This is a genomic window from Cedecea sp. VD22, assembly GCF_037150195.1.
Taxonomy (GTDB): domain Bacteria; phylum Pseudomonadota; class Gammaproteobacteria; order Enterobacterales; family Enterobacteriaceae; genus Cedecea.
Genome location: NZ_JBBCPX010000008.1, coordinates 98741 through 113638 on the forward strand (window position 1 = coordinate 98741; position 14898 = coordinate 113638).

Here is a 14898-nt window from a genome sequence, read left to right on the forward strand (position 1 = left end):
CTTTTATCGTTTTCCCCCTCGCCCCTTTGGGGAGAGGGCCGGGGTGAGGGGAAAAATCCCGATTATGAACAAACCAACACGGGCGAACCCTCGTCCGCAATGAGTGATATCGATGAGTGAAATTATTTACGGCATTCACGCCGTCCAGGCCCTGCTTGAACGTGCTCCGCAGCGTTTTCAGGAAGTCTTTATCCTGAAAGGTCGCGAAGACAAGCGCCTGCTGCCGCTGATCCACGCTATTGAAGCACAAGGGATCCCGGTACAGGTGGCAAATCGCCAGTGGCTCGACGAGAAAGCCGAAGGCGCGGTACACCAGGGTATCATCGCCCGAGTGAAGCCGGGCCGCCAGTATCAGGAAAACGATTTGCCTGACCTGATCGCCGAACACGAACGTCCGTTCCTGCTGATTCTGGACGGTGTAACAGATCCGCATAATCTTGGTGCCTGCCTGCGTAGCGCAGACGCGGCCGGTGTGCATGCCGTTATCGTCCCGAAGGATCGTTCCGCGCAGCTGAATGCGACGGCAAAAAAAGTTGCCTGTGGCGCAGCGGAGAATGTGCCGCTGATCCGCGTCACCAACCTGGCCCGCACCATGCGTCTGCTGCAGGAAAAGAACGTCTGGATCGTCGGCACCGCCGGTGAAGCGGACCATACTCTGTTCCAGAGCAAATTCACTGGCCCGATGGCGCTGGTTATGGGCGCAGAAGGTGAAGGCATGCGTCGTCTGACCCGCGAGCACTGCGATGAGTTGGTCAGCATTCCAATGGCCGGGACCGTTTCTTCTCTGAACGTGTCCGTTGCCACCGGCGTTTGCCTGTTCGAAATCGTGCGTCAGCGCGGTTAAGCCACATCATCTGAATGGGGTGGAAACACCCCGTTTGTGATCCCCCTCCGCGCAGAACCCGCATCTCCGTCCATACTTACTGGCATTGCCACAGATGGAGGGAACAGCATGCGCTGGCAAACTCACACCGTTTTTAATCAACCCAAACCCCTCAGCAACAGCAATCTTTTTCTTTCAGACATCCCGTTGCGAGAAGCTGTCGTCCGTGAAGGGGCTGGCTGGGATGTTGAACTGCTGGCCAGCATCGGCCAACAGCTGGGATCTGCAGAATCTCTGGAGCTCGGCCGCCTGGCAAACATCAATCCGCCGGAGCTGCTGCGGTTTGACGCCAGCGGAGAGCGCCTGGACGACGTTCGTTTTCACCCCGCCTGGCATTTGCTGATGCAAGGCCTGTTTGCTAATCGGGTTCACAACCTGGCCTGGCAAGAAGATGCTCGTCAGGGCGCTTTTGTTGCCCGTGCGGCTCGGTTTATCCAACATGCTCAGGTTGAAGCGGGCACGCTTTGCCCGATTACGATGACGTTTGGAGCAACGCCACTGCTGCTACAGCATTTACCCAAAGTATTTGAAGGCTGGCGCAAGCCCTTGCTGAGCGATCGCTATGATGCACATTTGCTGTCGGGTGAACAAAAACGTGGTTTGCTGATCGGTATGGGAATGACTGAAAAGCAGGGTGGATCTGACGTGCTGAGTAACACGACTCGCGCAGAACCGCTGGCTGGCCGAGGGGCCGGTGAGGCTTACCGGCTGGTGGGGCACAAATGGTTTTTCTCCGTGCCGCAAAGCGATGCGCATTTGGTGCTTGCTCAGGCTAAGGACGGACTGTCGTGCTTCTTCTTACCGCGTATTCTGCCGGACGGCCAGCGCAATGCCGTTCGTCTTGAACGGCTCAAGGACAAGCTGGGTAACCGTTCAAACGCCAGCAGTGAAGTCGAGTTCTGTGATGCCACGGCCTGGCTTATTGGTGAGGAAGGCGAAGGCATTCGTCATATTTTGAAGATGGGCGGATTTACCCGCTTCGACTGTGCGCTGGGGAGTCACGGTCTGATGCGGCGAGCACTCTCCGTGGCCTTGTGCCACGCCCTTCAGCGGCAGGCCTTTGGCAAAACGCTTATCGAACAGCCGATGATGCGTCAGCTACTGGGAAAAATGGCGCTGCGGCTTGAAGGCCAGACGGCTTTTCTTTTCCGTCTGGCGCGAGCGTGGGAGTCGCCGGACAATGCTCTACAGCTGGCCTACAGTCGTTTGTTGACCCCGGCCGCGAAATTCAGCATCTGTAAAGCAGGGATCCCTTTTGTGGCAGAAACGATGGAGGTACTGGGTGGCGTGGGCTACTGCGAAGAGAGCGAGTTGCCTCGGTTATATCGTGAAATGCCTGTAAACAGCATCTGGGAAGGATCGGGCAATATTATGAGCCTTGATGTGCTGCGCGTGTTCGCCAAACAGCCTGCGGCAATGGAGATGCTGTGCAGCGAATTTGATGAGGTTAAAGGGCAAAACCGGCATTTCGATCGCAACTGGCGGCAGTTGCAGCAGCGTTTGCGGAAGCCTCAGGAGGAGAGAGGCAGAGAAATTACTCAGCAGCTGGCTAATCTCGCCTGTGGGGCACAATTACTTAAATCACTTTCACCCCCGGCAGCGGAAGCCTGGTGCCGTATGATGCTGGATGAACGGGGAGAATCGCTTTTGCCCGAGCAGGTCATCAATGACGTGCTGCTGCGGGCAACGGGAGGCGTGGCTTAATAAAATCGCGGGCCTTTACGCGTAGAGAATGGCCTGCGCTCGCCAGCTATCGGCCAGAGAGTTTTCCTGCATCTGAATAATGCGGTACCAGGAAGCGCCTTGCTCGTCAGCTTTCAGCGCGATCATACGTTCGACGTCCTGCGGGCTGCCGGCAATGTTATTGACCGAAATTAATCCGATTTCATTGAGGCCCGTTACGCAGTCCGCGCTGGCAAACTCGGCGGACTGCGCCAGAGTCGGAATGAGGCCAACAGATAACAGCAGTGTCGTTAAGGCAAGGGATCGTTTCATTGTCAGTTCCTTATCATTTTACCCCGAAGTGACAGGGCAATCCTTCGCTTACTCAAAGCTGACCCCGCTTCCTGAGGGCGAGGTCCATTGTGCATAAGAAACGATCAAGCGGCGAAAAGCTGTGTAAATATCAATAAATAACGGCTATCGGCCTCGGCTATTTTCGATACAAAATAGCCTGTGAATACCACTGGCCCGGGATAACCGTCTCATCATTCATAATGATGAGATAATAATCGGCTTTTGCTGCTGCGGCTTTCTTCTTAATAATGGCTTCTGAGTCCATCGGAGAGCCACGTACCACGGCGGTCACGGTGCCTATTTTTGTTAATTCCGCAGTCTGAGTGCGCTGTACTTCCTGCGGATAATTCGTCGGCGACGGTGCTGGTTGCGGTGTACCCTGAAGCACGCTGCAGGCGCTGAGTAAGGCTGCCAAAAATAGTACGGATAGCCGTGGCATGATGGTTTCTCGTTTCTTGACGATCATAGTGTAGTTCCGGGTTTGGCCGTGCAAAGGGGGAATGTTCCCGATTTGTTATCTCAGGCGCGCTTTTGGCTGACTTTCGAATGAAAATCGCTAGCTAGATCTCATCGTTACAATAATCCCTAATCTGCGTTACTTTCCCTGATATTTCGCCGGAGGAGAAGAGAAGATGATCGAAATTTATAATGAGCGGTTTGCCGATGTTGAAGTGCTGCACGCGGTCCCTGCCAGAATGAAGCAGTCCCCGCTGCCGACGGTTATTTTCTATCACGGGTTTACCTCTTCAAAACTGGTCTATAGCTATTTCGCTGTGGCGCTGGCGCAGCGGGGATTTCGTGTTGTCATGCCTGATGCGCTCGATCATGGCGCTCGATACAGCGGTGACGCTCACGCTCGCCTGCAGAAGTTCTGGCCGATTTTAAAAAACAGTATTGATGAATTCCCGGCTCTCTATCAGGCATTAATCAACTCCGGCGGTGTTGCTGAGGGCAGACTTGCCGTGGGAGGGGCTTCTATGGGGGGCATGACGGCGCTGGGGATTATGGCGCGGCAGCCTGAAGTCCGCTGCGTTGCCTGCCTGATGGGATCTGGCTATTTTACGACGCTCGCCCAGACGCTGTTTCCACCTTCGGTGGAGGTACGTGACAAGATTATCGTCAGTCTGAAGGATTACGATGTTGGCGAGCAGCTTGAAGCGCTAAGCAACAGGCCGTTACTGCTCTGGCACGGTGAAGAAGATGATGTTGTGCCCGCCGTCGAAACGTTCAGGTTGCAGCAGGCGCTGGGGGCGAACAAGCTGGATAAAAACCTGACTTGCGTATGGGAAGCGGGCGTCAAACATCGCATTACGCCCGAAGCGTTAGACGCCACAAGCCAGTTTTTTGTCCGGTACCTGTAAGCACTAAACCAAGATGACTTTGATGCCACGTTCCTGAAGTTTTAACACGACTTCAGGATCGGCCTGCTTGCCGGTAATGACCAGATCTATTTGATCTGTGCGGCTGAACAGCATTCCAGCCCGTTGCCCGACTTTGCTGCTGTCAACCAACACCACCAGTTTGCCCACCACTCCCAGCATCTTCTGCTCTGCCATTGCGGTTAGCATATCGGTTTTATACAAACCTTCGGCGGTCAGTCCCTTGCCACTGGTAAACATCCAGTGTCCGGCATACAGCGACGTTTCATTCTCCTGTGGCCCGAGGGTGATAGAGTGGCTTTTATTGTACTGCCCCCCCATGATAACCACGCTGTCATGCTCCTGTTCGATAAGATAATTTGCCAGCGGTAAGTAGTTGGTAATGATTTGTACCGGTTTACTACAAATCTGTTGGCCGAGCAGAAAGGCTGTGGAGCCGCAGTTGATAACAATGCTTTCACCTGGGCTGACCAACTGAGAAGCCGCGCGGGCAATCCGTACTTTTTCATCATGGTTTTGAGCCTGATGAATGTTCATCGGCGACCAGCGCGGACGCTGCTCACTAACGGCTTCCGCACCGTTGCGGACTTTTTTCAGTTTGCCGCTCTCGTCGAGTTTATTGATATCACGCCGAGCCGTTGCGGGAGAGATTTTCAGCCGGGATATCACTTGCTCCACGGTGACAAACCCCGTTTGTGCAAGCAAATCCAGTAAAATTTGATGTCTTTGCGCTTCCGTCATGAGCAAATCCGATTAAAAGTGATAAGCAAAGATAATATTTAAAATCAGATGAAAATACTAATGTGGACGGAAAGAAATTCCGACGAGCGGCTTGTATTGACCGCTCGCCGGAGACATCTTACAGGAAGGACTTAAAGGGCAGATCGGGTTCCAGGGTGAAGCAGTCATCGAACCCACGTGGATAGTGGTATTCGTAGTTGTCTTTGTCCAACGGCCAGGTGAATTTCCCCCCAACCTGCCAGATAAAGGGCTTAAAGTGATATTTCAGCCGATCTTTCTTCATTTCCCACAGCATGCGGATTTCCTGTGGGTCGGCCTGGAAATTTGACCAGATATCGTGATGGAACGGGATGACCACTTTGGCGTTCAGTGATTCGGCCATACGCAGGATATCCGCGCTGGTCATTTTGTCGGTAATACCGCGTGGGTTCTCGCCATAGGAGCCCAGAGCCACATCGATTTGGTGCTCGTTACCGTGTTTTGCGTAGTAGTTAGAGTAGTGAGAATCACCGCTGTGGTACAGCGTGCCACCCGGCGTTTTGAATAAGTAGTTCACTGCGCGCTGGTCCATCCCGTCCGGCAGCACCCCCGCAGCTTTTTGATCGACCGGTAACGTGATCAGCGCGGTACGGTCAAACGCATCGAGCGCATGGATTTCAATATCTTTTATTTTTATAACGTCGCCGGGTTTTACCACGATGCAGCGTTCTTTCGGTACACCCCAGCCAATCCACAGATTAACGCAGGTTTGTGGGCCAATGAACGGTACGTCATCAGCACAGTTCTGCATGACTGCGGCGGCAACGTTCACATCAATGTGATCATTATGATCGTGCGTGGACAGTACGGCATCGATCTGGCGAATGGCGAATGGATCCAGAACAAACGGTGTAGTACGTAGGTTGGGTTGGAGTTTCTTCACGCCCGCCATGCGTTGCATCTGATGGCCTATTTTCATCAGCGGGTTGCCGTGACTTTGCTTACCTGTTCCGCACCAGAAATCGGTGCAAATATTGGCCCCGCCTTCTGATTTCAGCCAGATGCCTGTACAGCCCAGCCACCACATGGCAAAGGTGCCCGGCGCAACCTGCTCTTGTTCAATTTCTTCATTCAGCCAGCTCCCCCATTCCGGAAAGGTACTCAGAACCCATGATTCACGGGTGATCGTGTTCACTTTATTCATCGTTTTCACTCCTTTTTAATTCAAAATAAATCATATGGTGATTTCGTTTGATTTAAAGTGGCACTATTTGATTCAGCTTGCAATAGCCTGATAGTGATATTTCGACTTGAAAACGGCAGCGTAAATCTATCTTTATGTTGGTTTGATATCGGTGAACTGTGGTTATTTAATTGAATTTAATGATTTATTTTCTTTGCTTTGAACGGCGGTGATAATCCATTCTCATCCTATGGAAATAATTTGCGTGATGCATCACAAATAATCAAATTTGATCTTTTTGTGATCATTTGTGATTGCTAGAGTGATGGCACCCACCACGAAGGGATTGCCCCTCGCGTTCTTATTTCTGGAGAGAGTTATGGAGATCCTCTACAACGTCTTTACCGTGTTCTTTAATCAGGTCATGACTAACGCCCCGCTGTTGCTGGGTATCGTGACGTGTCTGGGCTACATCCTTCTACGCAAAAGCGTCAGCGTCATCATTAAAGGCACCATCAAAACCATTATTGGTTTCATGTTGCTGCAGGCGGGTTCCGGCATTCTGACGAGCACTTTTAAGCCCGTGGTGGCAAAAATGTCGGAAGTGTATGGTATCAACGGCGCGATCTCTGACACCTATGCGTCAATGATGGCAACTATTGAGCGTATGGGTGATGCCTACAGTTGGGTGGGATATGCCGTACTACTCGCGCTGGCGCTGAACATCATTTACGTTCTGCTTCGCAGGATCACAGGCATTCGCACCATCATGTTGACCGGCCACATCATGTTCCAGCAGGCGGGGTTGATTGCCGTTGCTTTCTATATCTTCGGCTACCCAATGTTGACGACGATTATCTGTACTGCAGTGCTGGTGTCGCTCTACTGGGGCATTACCGCCAATATGATGTTTAAGCCGACGCAGGAAGTGACTGACGGCTGCGGTTTCTCTATTGGCCATCAACAGCAGTTTGCCTCCTGGGTGGCTTATAAAGTCGCGCCGTATCTTGGTAAAAAAGAGGAGAGCGTTGAAGACCTCAAGCTACCGGGCTGGCTTAATATTTTCCATGACAACATCGTCTCTACGGCGATTGTGATGACCCTCTTCTTCGGTGCCATTTTGCTCTCCTTTGGTATCGACGTTGTCCAGGCGATGGCGGGCAGCACCCACTGGACGGTTTATATCCTGCAAACCGGTTTCTCGTTCGCCGTGGCTATTTTCATCATCACTCAGGGCGTGCGTATGTTCGTCGCCGAGCTGTCCGAAGCGTTCAACGGTATTTCCCAGCGTTTGATTCCTGGCGCAGTGCTGGCGATTGATTGTGCCGCTATCTATAGCTTTGCGCCAAACGCCGTAGTTTGGGGCTTTTTGTGGGGCACCATCGGCCAGTTGATCGCCGTCGGTATTCTGGTGGGCCTCGGTTCTTCCATTCTGATTATTCCGGGCTTTATCCCAATGTTCTTCTCGAACGCCACCATCGGCGTCTTTGCTAATCACTTTGGCGGTTGGCGTGCTGCGCTGAAGATTTGTCTGGTGATGGGGATGATTGAAATCTTTGGCTGTGTCTGGGCGGTAAAACTCACCGGCATGAGCGCCTGGATGGGGATGGCCGACTGGTCAATTCTGGCACCACCGATGATGCAGGGCTTCGCCTCTGTCGGACTGGTCTTTATGGCCGTCATCATTCTGATTGCTCTGGCCTATATGTTCTTCGCTGGCCGTTGTTTGCGAGCGGAGGAAGATGCGGAAAAACAAACAGCAGAAGTTTCTGCTCGCTAAGGAGTCTCGATTATGACCGTACGTATCCTGGCCGTGTGTGGCAATGGGCAAGGGAGTTCCATGATCATGAAGATGAAAGTGGACCAGTTTTTAACTCAGTCAAATATTGACCATACGGTAAACAGTTGCGCGGTGGGGGAATACAAAAGTGAACTCAACGGCGCGGACATCATCATCGCATCCACGCATATCGCGGGAGAAATCACCGTAACAGGCAATAAATATGTTGTTGGGGTGCGAAATATGCTCTCGCCTGCTGATTTTGGGCCAAAACTGCTGGAGGTGATCAATGCTCACTTTCCACAGGATGTGAAGGAGGGCAGCTAATGAAACTACGTAATTCGCTGGCAGACAATAACACCATCCTTTTACAGGCTGAGGCCCGTACCTGGCAGGAAGCGGTAAAGCTGAGTGTTGATCTGTTGGTTAAGGCTGACATTGTTGAGCCGCGTTATTACCAGGCCATTCTTGATGGTGTTGCGCAGCATGGTCCTTACTTTGTGATTGCGCCAGGGCTGGCGATGCCGCATGGCCGCCCGGAAGAGGGGGTCAAGAAAACCGGCTTCGCGCTGGTGACGCTAAAAACGCCTCTGGTGTTCAACCATGAAGATAATGATCCGGTCGATATTCTTATCACCATGGCGGCCATTGACGCCAGCACCCATCAGGAAGTGGGCATCATGCAGATCGTCAATCTGTTTGAAGATGAGGCTAATTTTGACCGTTTACGTGCCTGCCGCACCACGCAGGAAGTACTCGATTTAATTGATAATGCCACTGCGGCGGCTGTTTAAAAGGAGCATCAAATGTCATTACCAATGTTGCAGGTTGCGCTGGATAATCAATCAATGTCTTCCGCATATGAAACAACCCGCCTGATTGCCGATGAAGTGGACATCATTGAAGTTGGTACCATTCTTTGTGTGGCTGAAGGTGTACGCTCCGTTCGCGATCTGAAGTCGCTCTATCCGCAAAAAATTGTGCTGGCTGATGCCAAAATTGCCGATGCCGGTAAAATTCTTTCCCGCATGTGTTTTGAAGCGAGCGCCGACTGGGTAACCGTTATTTGCTGTGCGGATCTTAACACCGTCAAGGGCGCACTGGATGTGGCGAAAGAGTTTGACGGTGACATACAGATTGAACTGACAGGCTACTGGACGTGGTCGCAGGCGAAGGCGTGGCGTGATGCGGGCATCGCGCAGGTGGTTTATCACCGTAGCCGTGATGCACAGGCGGCCGGTATGGCGTGGGGCGAAGCAGATATCAATGCCATTAAATGTCTGTCTGATATGGGCTTTAAGGTCACCGTAACCGGCGGCCTGACGCTGGAAGATTTGCCGCTTTTCCAGGGGATTCCGATTCACGTCTTTATTGCCGGTCGCAGCATTCGCGATGCGGCTGCACCTGCGGAAGCGGCACGGCAGTTTAAACGTTCTATTGCCCAGTTGTGGGGCTAAGGAGCGGTTATGCTGTCGAAACATATTCCGCTCGGCATCTATGAAAAAGCACTTCCCTCCGGGGAGTGCTGGCTGGAACGCCTGCGGCTGGCGAAAACACTCCTTTTTGACTTCGTCGAGATGTCGGTTGATGAAACCGATGCCCGATTGGCTCGCCTGGACTGGCGCAAAGAACAGCGCCTCGCTTTGGTCAATGCGATTGCCGAAACCGGTGTGCGTGTTCCTTCTATGTGCCTCAGTGCTCATCGACGTTTCCCGCTCGGTAGCGAAGACGATGCGGTACGGAACCACGGTCTGGAGATCATGCGCAAGGCGATTCAACTGGCACAGGATGTGGGCATTCGAGTTATCCAACTGGCGGGTTACGACGTTTATTATCAGGAGGCCAATGACGAGACGCGCCGCCGTTTTCGCGAGAGCCTTAAAGAGTGCGTCGAAATGGCAAGCTGCGCGCAGGTGATGCTGGCGATGGAAATCATGGATTACCCGCTGATGAATTCAGTCAGTAAGGCATTGGGCTATGTCCATTACCTGAATAATCCGTGGTTCCAGCTCTATCCTGATATTGGCAACTTGTCCGCGTGGGATAACGATGTGCAGATGGAGCTACAGGCCGGGATGGGGCATATCGTCGCAGTGCATGTGAAGGATGCAAGGCCAGGTGTGTTTAAAAGCGTGCCGTTTGGTGAAGGCGTGGTTGATTTCGAAGGTTGTTTTGAGACTCTCCAACAGAGTGGCTATTGTGGCCCCTACCTGATTGAAATGTGGAGTGAAACGGCCGATGACCCGGCAGCAGAAGTGGCGCGCGCGCGCGATTGGGTGAGAGCGCGGATGGTGCAGGCTGGACTGGTGGAGGCATCATAATGCAAAAGCTCAAACAGCAGGTTTTTGACGCTAATATGGATTTACCGCGCTATGGCCTGGTGACCTTCACCTGGGGCAACGTGAGTGCCATTGACCGCGAGCGTGGGCTGGTGGTCATTAAACCCAGCGGCATAGCCTACGAGATCATGAGTGTGGACGATATGGTGGTGGTGGATCTGGAGGGCAATGTGGTGGAAGGTAAGCTCCGTCCTTCTTCCGATACGGCTACGCATCTGGCGTTGTATCGCCACTATCCGCGTCTTGGCGGCGTGGTGCATACCCACTCGACGCATGCTACGGCCTGGGCGCAAGCCGGTCTTGCCATTCCTGCGCTGGGCACGACTCATGCGGACTACTTCTTTGGCGACATCCCGTGCACCAGAGCGTTAAGCGCCAGTGAAGTTGAAGAGGATTACGAGCTGAACACCGGGCGGGTGATCATTGAAACGCTGGACGTAATGGAGCCACTGCATACGCCGGGAATTGTGGTGTTTCAACACGGGCCTTTTGCCTGGGGCAAAGATGCTCATGATGCGGTGCATAACGCGGTCGTTATGGAAGAAGTCGCCAGAATGGCGTGGATTGCTCGCGGCATTAATCCCCTCCTTGGCCGCATGGATGATTACCTGATAAACAAGCATTTCATGCGTAAGCATGGTCCGAATGCCTATTACGGGCAAAAGTGAACGCGTGTGTTGGATGTTAAAGCCGCTGTCACCAGCGGTATTGGGGCGTTATCCAAAAAAAGCCCCCGCAAGCGGGGGCAAGTCAAACATGGATTTTTAGGTCGTGGTGTCTTCTCTGGTGTTTACGCGTACTCTCAAACTACCGGTAGATGTCAGCGCTGACGTGCATATTGCCGTTGCTGCCCGGTTCTCTCATGATTATCGTGTGATAAAACTTCGCGTTGTGCTGGTCAGCATCCTGTTGAATGGCCGATTCCGCTTCAGAAACGGTAGCGAAGTTGTGGTTGATGTAAATAACGCCCAGGCTCTGAACGTCGTCCATATTTCTGGCCTGGCGGGCGTCGATTTTTATAGCTGCGGCCGCATTTGCGCTAAAGAGCAGAACAGCGGCAAGGGCAATAACGATATTTTTCATGATGCGCTCCACTACAACAAACCTGAAATCCGTGGTCGTCGCTCCTGTTAATGGCTGTGGCGGCCTGTTACCAATAAGTGTAATTCCTGATGGTTGAATAAAAAGCGACCATTTCTGATGGTCTCTTTCAAAATATTTTGACGATCTGCTGCTTTGTTTTGAAATTCACAGGCTTAGCCATTCCCCCTGTCATAAAGAGAATTTATTTGCCTGCGGCCTTGAGTTTGGCGGCCTGGGTAAGTATGATTACGCGTCAATTTTTCAGCCGCAATTCAAACACGTTCCTTGCTTCCATGGGCCGCGGCTGACCCTGACAGGAGGCTGAATAATCCGTAAGGAGCAATTCGATGCGTCATTACGAAATCGTTTTTATGGTCCATCCTGACCAGAGCGAACAGGTTCCGGGCATGATCGAACGTTACACTGGTGCAATCACTGCAGCAGCAGGTACGATCCACCGTCTGGAAGACTGGGGCCGCCGTCAGCTGGCTTACCCGATCAACAAACTGCACAAAGCTCACTACGTTCTGCTGAACGTTGAAGCTCCGCAGGAAGCGATCGATGAGCTGGAAACTAACTTCCGCTTCAACGACGCCGTTATCCGCAGCATGGTTATGCGCGTTAAGCACGCGGTTACCGAAGCATCTCCAATGGTTAAAGCGAAAGACGAGCGCCGTGAGCGTCGCGATGATTTCGCTAACGAAACCGCTGATGATGCAGATGCTGGGGATTCTGAAGAGTAATTCTGATGATGGCCAACCGCCTGGCGTTGTCTGGCACAGTGTGCAAGACGCCCCTTCGCAAGGTCAGCCCCTCAGGAATTCCTCACTGCCAGTTCGTGCTTGAGCACCGTTCTGTGCAAGAGGAAGCCGGTCTTAACCGGCAGGCATGGTGCCGAATGCCAGTGATTGTTAGCGGGCACGCGAACCAGGCCATTACTCACAGTATAACGGTCGGTACGCAAATCACGGTTCATGGGTTCATTACTTGTCATCAGATGAAAAATGGCCTGAACAAAGTGGTCTTGCATGCCGAGCAGATTGAATTGATAGATTCTGGAGACTAGCCATATGGCACGTTATTTCCGTCGTCGCAAGTTCTGCCGTTTCACCGCGGAAGGCGTTCAAGAGATCGACTATAAAGATATCGCTACGCTGAAAAACTACATCACCGAAAGCGGTAAGATTGTCCCAAGCCGTATCACCGGTACCCGTGCAAAATACCAGCGTCAGCTGGCTCGCGCTATCAAACGCGCTCGCTACCTGTCTCTGCTGCCGTACACTGATCGTCATCAGTAATCGGTCACGGTCCATTAATACGACTTTGAGAGGATAAGGTAATGCAAGTTATTCTGCTTGATAAAGTAGCAAACCTGGGTAGCCTGGGTGATCAGGTTAACGTTAAAGCGGGCTATGCTCGTAACTTCCTGGTACCACAGGGTAAAGCTGTTCCTGCTACCAAGAAAAACGTTGAGTTCTTCGAAGCACGCCGTGCAGAACTGGAAGCTAAACTGGCTGACGTTCTGGCTGCTGCTGCAGCTCGCGCTGAGAAAATCAACGCACTGGAAACCGTAACCATCGCGTCCAAAGCTGGCGACGAAGGTAAACTGTTCGGTTCCATCGGTACTCGCGACATCGCTGACGCTGTAACTGCAGCTGGCGTTGCTGTTGCTAAGAGCGAAGTTCGCCTGCCGAACGGCGTTCTGCGCACCACCGGTGAGCACGAAGTGGACTTCCAGGTTCACAGCGAAGTATTCGCTAAACTGACTGTAAACGTTGTAGCTGAATAAGTTTTTATTCACTGCTCGTAAAAACGCCAGCCTCGTGCTGGCGTTTTGCTTTTCTGCGGCCGCAACATTTACTGCGCGCGAATAAAGCTGCCGTTCGGCTGGCGGGTAAACAGCACCTGCTGATCGTTGCCGATATCGATGGTTAAGCCCGTCACCACACCGTTGGCATTCTGCCTGATCTGCACCATTTGCCCGGTCTGTAGGTTGCTCAGCGGCTTGCTGTCACCTTCTACCTGCGCCATCGCGTAAACGTCCGCTGGCGGTAAATTATGATCGCGGAACAGCTGGGCCATCGTCTGGCCGGCCGCTACGCGATAGGAGCGCCACTGCTGCTCAATATCATTGTTGTCATGGGGAACGGGAGCCTGGGGTTGCTCCTCCACGCGTGGAGGCTCAACCGGTGTCGCTGGAACATTGCTATTGGTTGAAGGCGTCAGTTCAGCCTGCATCGGTGACTGAGATTGTACGGAGAGCTGTGCATCGCGTGAGACCGGGCGACTATCATTATCTGCCCCTGGCAGGAGAAAGCCGAGAATGACGCACGCGAAGCCAAGGATAATGCCTCGGCGGTGCAGGGGAGGTAACGGATCCAACAAGCGGATATGCTCAGGTGCATGCCAAATCCGCGTAAGCCATGGTTTAACAGCGAATTGCATGGGCAACCCTCCTCAAAAGAATACTTTCCAGTATAGACTCGTCCTGCTTCAAGCTGCCGGTATTGGCTGCAACTCGAATTATTTAGAGTGTAAACGCTAACTGTTTGATGCCTGTGGCAATCCCGGTTTCCGTGACGGTGAACCGCAGTTTTGCGCCCGCTTAAGCTATTGTTCCCGTTTCGTTTGCATTTGTCACCTTTCCTCCAATGTCATTTACCCTGCGGATTGACGCTGTTATGCTTCGGGCTTGCTTTTAAACATCATGAAAGGAAAATCCATGACAACCCCTTCTTTTGACAGCGTCGAAGCGCAAGCAAGTTACGGTATTGGTCTGCAGGTAGGCCAGCAGCTGAGCGAGTCCGGCCTGCAAGGTTTACTGCCAGAAGCGCTGGTCGCTGGCCTCCGTGACGCGCTGGAAGGGAATGCCCCTGCCGTGCCTGTTGACGTTGTACACCGCGCTCTGCGTGAAGTTCACGAACGTGCGGACGAAGTGCGTCGCGAACGTCAGAAAGAGCTGGCGGTAGAAGGCCAGAAATACCTGGCTGAGAACGCAGAGAAAGAAGGCGTGAGCAGCACCGAATCTGGCCTGCAGTTCCGCGTTATCACTCAGGGTACTGGCCCAATTCCTGCCCGGAAAGATCACGTGCGCGTGCATTACACCGGTAAGCTGATCGACGGCACCGTTTTCGATAGCTCCGTCCAGCGTGGCGAACCGGCAGAGTTCCCGGTAAGCGGCGTTATTGCTGGCTGGATCGAAGCGCTGACCCTGATGCCGGTTGGCTCCAAATGGGAACTGACCATTCCGCACAACCTCGCTTACGGTGAGCGCGGTGCCGGTGCTTCTATCCCACCATTCAGCACCCTGGTGTTTGAAGTCGAGCTGCTGGAAATTCTGTAAAGCGCTCAGAACCCCGCCAGGTGCGGGGTTTTGCATTGCCTAATAATAAACTAGCGTGATTTTATCTTGCATTAACCTGTTTTACGGGTATTTTTGTGAGCCATATCGCGCAGTGAATGCGATTTCACACTCAAATTAAACAAAAAATTAACATTACCCTTGTGCTTATTAT

Annotated in this window: 20 protein-coding genes; 14 read left to right on the forward strand and 6 right to left on the reverse strand. The window is 52.6% G+C overall.

Annotated elements, in window-relative coordinates:
* Window positions 1-112: 112 nt before the first annotated feature.
* Both rlmB and WFK85_RS15400 read left to right on the forward strand, forming a co-directional pair.
* Window positions 113-844 (forward strand): 23S rRNA (guanosine(2251)-2'-O)-methyltransferase RlmB, encoded by a 732-nt coding sequence (gene rlmB / locus WFK85_RS15395; RefSeq protein WP_336708824.1) that lies wholly within the window; start codon window positions 113-115, stop codon window positions 842-844.
* A 108-nt stretch (window positions 845-952) separates the two neighbouring features.
* Window positions 953-2587: an isovaleryl-CoA dehydrogenase gene (locus WFK85_RS15400; protein WP_166993314.1), complete on the forward strand. Its 1635-nt coding sequence runs from the start codon at window positions 953-955 to the stop codon at window positions 2585-2587.
* A gap of 15 nt (window positions 2588-2602) precedes the next feature.
* On the opposite strand, the gene yjfN is transcribed toward WFK85_RS15400, so the two are convergent.
* Together yjfN and bsmA are read right to left on the reverse strand one after the other, a co-directional pair.
* On the reverse strand, window positions 2603-2878 hold the full coding sequence (gene yjfN, locus WFK85_RS15405) for a DUF1471 family protease activator YjfN (protein WP_008460389.1): 276 nt from the start codon (window positions 2876-2878) through the stop codon (window positions 2603-2605).
* A 157-nt stretch (window positions 2879-3035) separates the two neighbouring features.
* The gene (gene bsmA, locus WFK85_RS15410; RefSeq protein WP_008460390.1) at window positions 3036-3365 is read right to left on the reverse strand and encodes a biofilm peroxide resistance protein BsmA; all 330 of its coding nucleotides are present in this window, start codon (window positions 3363-3365) and stop codon (window positions 3036-3038) included.
* A gap of 166 nt (window positions 3366-3531) precedes the next feature.
* Here bsmA and yjfP point away from each other — a divergent pair, with 166 nt between their 5' ends.
* The gene (yjfP, locus tag WFK85_RS15415) at window positions 3532-4260 is read left to right on the forward strand and encodes an esterase (protein ID WP_008460391.1); all 729 of its coding nucleotides are present in this window, start codon (window positions 3532-3534) and stop codon (window positions 4258-4260) included.
* A gap of 3 nt (window positions 4261-4263) precedes the next feature.
* Here yjfP and ulaR read toward each other — a convergent pair whose 3' ends face one another.
* Window positions 4264-5019 carry an HTH-type transcriptional regulator UlaR gene (gene ulaR / locus WFK85_RS15420; RefSeq protein ID WP_008460394.1) on the reverse strand — a complete coding sequence of 252 codons (756 nt, stop codon included), beginning with the start codon at window positions 5017-5019 and terminating at the stop codon, window positions 4264-4266.
* 118 nt (window positions 5020-5137) lie between these two features.
* Window positions 5138-6202, reverse strand: coding sequence for an L-ascorbate 6-phosphate lactonase (gene ulaG, locus WFK85_RS15425; protein WP_166993320.1), 1065 nt, complete (start codon window positions 6200-6202; stop codon window positions 5138-5140).
* A gap of 358 nt (window positions 6203-6560) precedes the next feature.
* Here ulaG and ulaA point away from each other — a divergent pair, with 358 nt between their 5' ends.
* The 6 genes from ulaA to WFK85_RS15455 are packed head-to-tail and all read left to right on the forward strand — an operon-like array spanning window position 6561 to window position 10968.
* A complete protein-coding gene (ulaA, locus tag WFK85_RS15430; protein ID WP_008460399.1) occupies window positions 6561-7961 on the forward strand; it encodes a PTS ascorbate transporter subunit IIC in 1401 nt (466 codons plus the stop codon).
* Window positions 7962-7973: 12 nt separating this feature from the next.
* Window positions 7974-8288, forward strand: a complete 315-nt coding sequence (gene ulaB / locus WFK85_RS15435) for a PTS ascorbate transporter subunit IIB (RefSeq protein WP_008460400.1) — start codon at window positions 7974-7976, stop codon at window positions 8286-8288.
* Window positions 8288-8755: a PTS ascorbate transporter subunit IIA gene (gene ulaC / locus WFK85_RS15440; protein ID WP_008460401.1), complete on the forward strand. Its 468-nt coding sequence runs from the start codon at window positions 8288-8290 to the stop codon at window positions 8753-8755. The genes ulaB and ulaC overlap by 1 nt, the downstream gene beginning before the upstream one ends.
* A gap of 12 nt (window positions 8756-8767) precedes the next feature.
* The gene (locus WFK85_RS15445) at window positions 8768-9418 is read left to right on the forward strand and encodes a 3-keto-L-gulonate-6-phosphate decarboxylase UlaD (RefSeq protein WP_008460402.1); all 651 of its coding nucleotides are present in this window, start codon (window positions 8768-8770) and stop codon (window positions 9416-9418) included.
* Between the two features lie 9 nt (window positions 9419-9427).
* Complete coding sequence (locus WFK85_RS15450) at window positions 9428-10282, forward strand: L-ribulose-5-phosphate 3-epimerase (protein WP_336708830.1); 855 nt, start codon at window positions 9428-9430, stop codon at window positions 10280-10282.
* Window positions 10282-10968: an L-ribulose-5-phosphate 4-epimerase gene (locus tag WFK85_RS15455; RefSeq protein WP_008460404.1), complete on the forward strand. Its 687-nt coding sequence runs from the start codon at window positions 10282-10284 to the stop codon at window positions 10966-10968. Before WFK85_RS15450 ends, WFK85_RS15455 begins: the two co-directional genes overlap by 1 nt.
* 139 nt (window positions 10969-11107) lie before the next feature.
* Here WFK85_RS15455 and yjfY read toward each other — a convergent pair whose 3' ends face one another.
* Window positions 11108-11383, reverse strand: a complete 276-nt coding sequence (yjfY, locus tag WFK85_RS15460) for a DUF1471 family protein YjfY (protein ID WP_008460405.1) — start codon at window positions 11381-11383, stop codon at window positions 11108-11110.
* 347 nt (window positions 11384-11730) lie between these two features.
* Between yjfY and rpsF the strand changes: the two genes are divergently transcribed.
* The 4 genes from rpsF to rplI are packed head-to-tail and all read left to right on the forward strand — an operon-like array spanning window position 11731 to window position 13172.
* Window positions 11731-12126, forward strand: a complete 396-nt coding sequence (rpsF, locus tag WFK85_RS15465; RefSeq protein ID WP_008460407.1) for a 30S ribosomal protein S6 — start codon at window positions 11731-11733, stop codon at window positions 12124-12126.
* A gap of 8 nt (window positions 12127-12134) precedes the next feature.
* Window positions 12135-12449 carry a primosomal replication protein N gene (gene priB, locus WFK85_RS15470; RefSeq protein ID WP_008460409.1) on the forward strand — a complete coding sequence of 105 codons (315 nt, stop codon included), beginning with the start codon at window positions 12135-12137 and terminating at the stop codon, window positions 12447-12449.
* Window positions 12450-12453: 4 nt separating this feature from the next.
* The gene (gene rpsR, locus WFK85_RS15475) at window positions 12454-12681 is read left to right on the forward strand and encodes a 30S ribosomal protein S18 (RefSeq protein ID WP_000135199.1); all 228 of its coding nucleotides are present in this window, start codon (window positions 12454-12456) and stop codon (window positions 12679-12681) included.
* 41 nt (window positions 12682-12722) lie between these two features.
* On the forward strand, window positions 12723-13172 hold the full coding sequence (gene rplI / locus WFK85_RS15480) for a 50S ribosomal protein L9 (RefSeq protein ID WP_008460412.1): 450 nt from the start codon (window positions 12723-12725) through the stop codon (window positions 13170-13172).
* A gap of 68 nt (window positions 13173-13240) precedes the next feature.
* On the opposite strand, the gene WFK85_RS15485 is transcribed toward rplI, so the two are convergent.
* The gene (locus WFK85_RS15485) at window positions 13241-13834 is read right to left on the reverse strand and encodes an OapA family protein (RefSeq protein WP_166993332.1); all 594 of its coding nucleotides are present in this window, start codon (window positions 13832-13834) and stop codon (window positions 13241-13243) included.
* Window positions 13835-14105: 271 nt separating this feature from the next.
* On the opposite strand from WFK85_RS15485, the gene fklB reads away from it, so the two are divergent.
* Window positions 14106-14726 carry an FKBP-type peptidyl-prolyl cis-trans isomerase gene (fklB, locus tag WFK85_RS15490; protein WP_008460415.1) on the forward strand — a complete coding sequence of 207 codons (621 nt, stop codon included), beginning with the start codon at window positions 14106-14108 and terminating at the stop codon, window positions 14724-14726.
* The last annotated feature ends 172 nt before the right edge of the window (window positions 14727-14898 follow it).

What these genes read in the sequence shown, in the direction of transcription:
- yjfP (WP_008460391.1), top strand. Translation starts at nt 3,532, where the DNA reads ATGATCGAAATTTATAATGAGCGGTTTGCCGATGTTGAAGTGCTGCAC.
- rpsR (WP_000135199.1), top strand. Translation starts at nt 12,454, where the DNA reads ATGGCACGTTATTTCCGTCGTCGCAAGTTCTGCCGTTTCACCGCGGAA.
- ulaB (WP_008460400.1), top strand. Translation starts at nt 7,974, where the DNA reads ATGACCGTACGTATCCTGGCCGTGTGTGGCAATGGGCAAGGGAGTTCC.
- yjfY (WP_008460405.1), bottom strand. Translation starts at nt 11,383, where the DNA reads ATGAAAAATATCGTTATTGCCCTTGCCGCTGTTCTGCTCTTTAGCGCA.
- rpsF (WP_008460407.1), top strand. Translation starts at nt 11,731, where the DNA reads ATGCGTCATTACGAAATCGTTTTTATGGTCCATCCTGACCAGAGCGAA.
- ulaC (WP_008460401.1), top strand. Translation starts at nt 8,288, where the DNA reads ATGAAACTACGTAATTCGCTGGCAGACAATAACACCATCCTTTTACAG.
- fklB (WP_008460415.1), top strand. Translation starts at nt 14,106, where the DNA reads ATGACAACCCCTTCTTTTGACAGCGTCGAAGCGCAAGCAAGTTACGGT.
- ulaR (WP_008460394.1), bottom strand. Translation starts at nt 5,019, where the DNA reads ATGACGGAAGCGCAAAGACATCAAATTTTACTGGATTTGCTTGCACAA.
- WFK85_RS15445 (WP_008460402.1), top strand. Translation starts at nt 8,768, where the DNA reads ATGTCATTACCAATGTTGCAGGTTGCGCTGGATAATCAATCAATGTCT.
- yjfN (WP_008460389.1), bottom strand. Translation starts at nt 2,878, where the DNA reads ATGAAACGATCCCTTGCCTTAACGACACTGCTGTTATCTGTTGGCCTC.
- priB (WP_008460409.1), top strand. Translation starts at nt 12,135, where the DNA reads ATGGCCAACCGCCTGGCGTTGTCTGGCACAGTGTGCAAGACGCCCCTT.
- WFK85_RS15400 (WP_166993314.1), top strand. Translation starts at nt 953, where the DNA reads ATGCGCTGGCAAACTCACACCGTTTTTAATCAACCCAAACCCCTCAGC.
- WFK85_RS15450 (WP_336708830.1), top strand. Translation starts at nt 9,428, where the DNA reads ATGCTGTCGAAACATATTCCGCTCGGCATCTATGAAAAAGCACTTCCC.
- ulaA (WP_008460399.1), top strand. Translation starts at nt 6,561, where the DNA reads ATGGAGATCCTCTACAACGTCTTTACCGTGTTCTTTAATCAGGTCATG.
- rplI (WP_008460412.1), top strand. Translation starts at nt 12,723, where the DNA reads ATGCAAGTTATTCTGCTTGATAAAGTAGCAAACCTGGGTAGCCTGGGT.
- bsmA (WP_008460390.1), bottom strand. Translation starts at nt 3,365, where the DNA reads ATGATCGTCAAGAAACGAGAAACCATCATGCCACGGCTATCCGTACTA.
- rlmB (WP_336708824.1), top strand. Translation starts at nt 113, where the DNA reads ATGAGTGAAATTATTTACGGCATTCACGCCGTCCAGGCCCTGCTTGAA.
- ulaG (WP_166993320.1), bottom strand. Translation starts at nt 6,202, where the DNA reads ATGAATAAAGTGAACACGATCACCCGTGAATCATGGGTTCTGAGTACC.
- WFK85_RS15455 (WP_008460404.1), top strand. Translation starts at nt 10,282, where the DNA reads ATGCAAAAGCTCAAACAGCAGGTTTTTGACGCTAATATGGATTTACCG.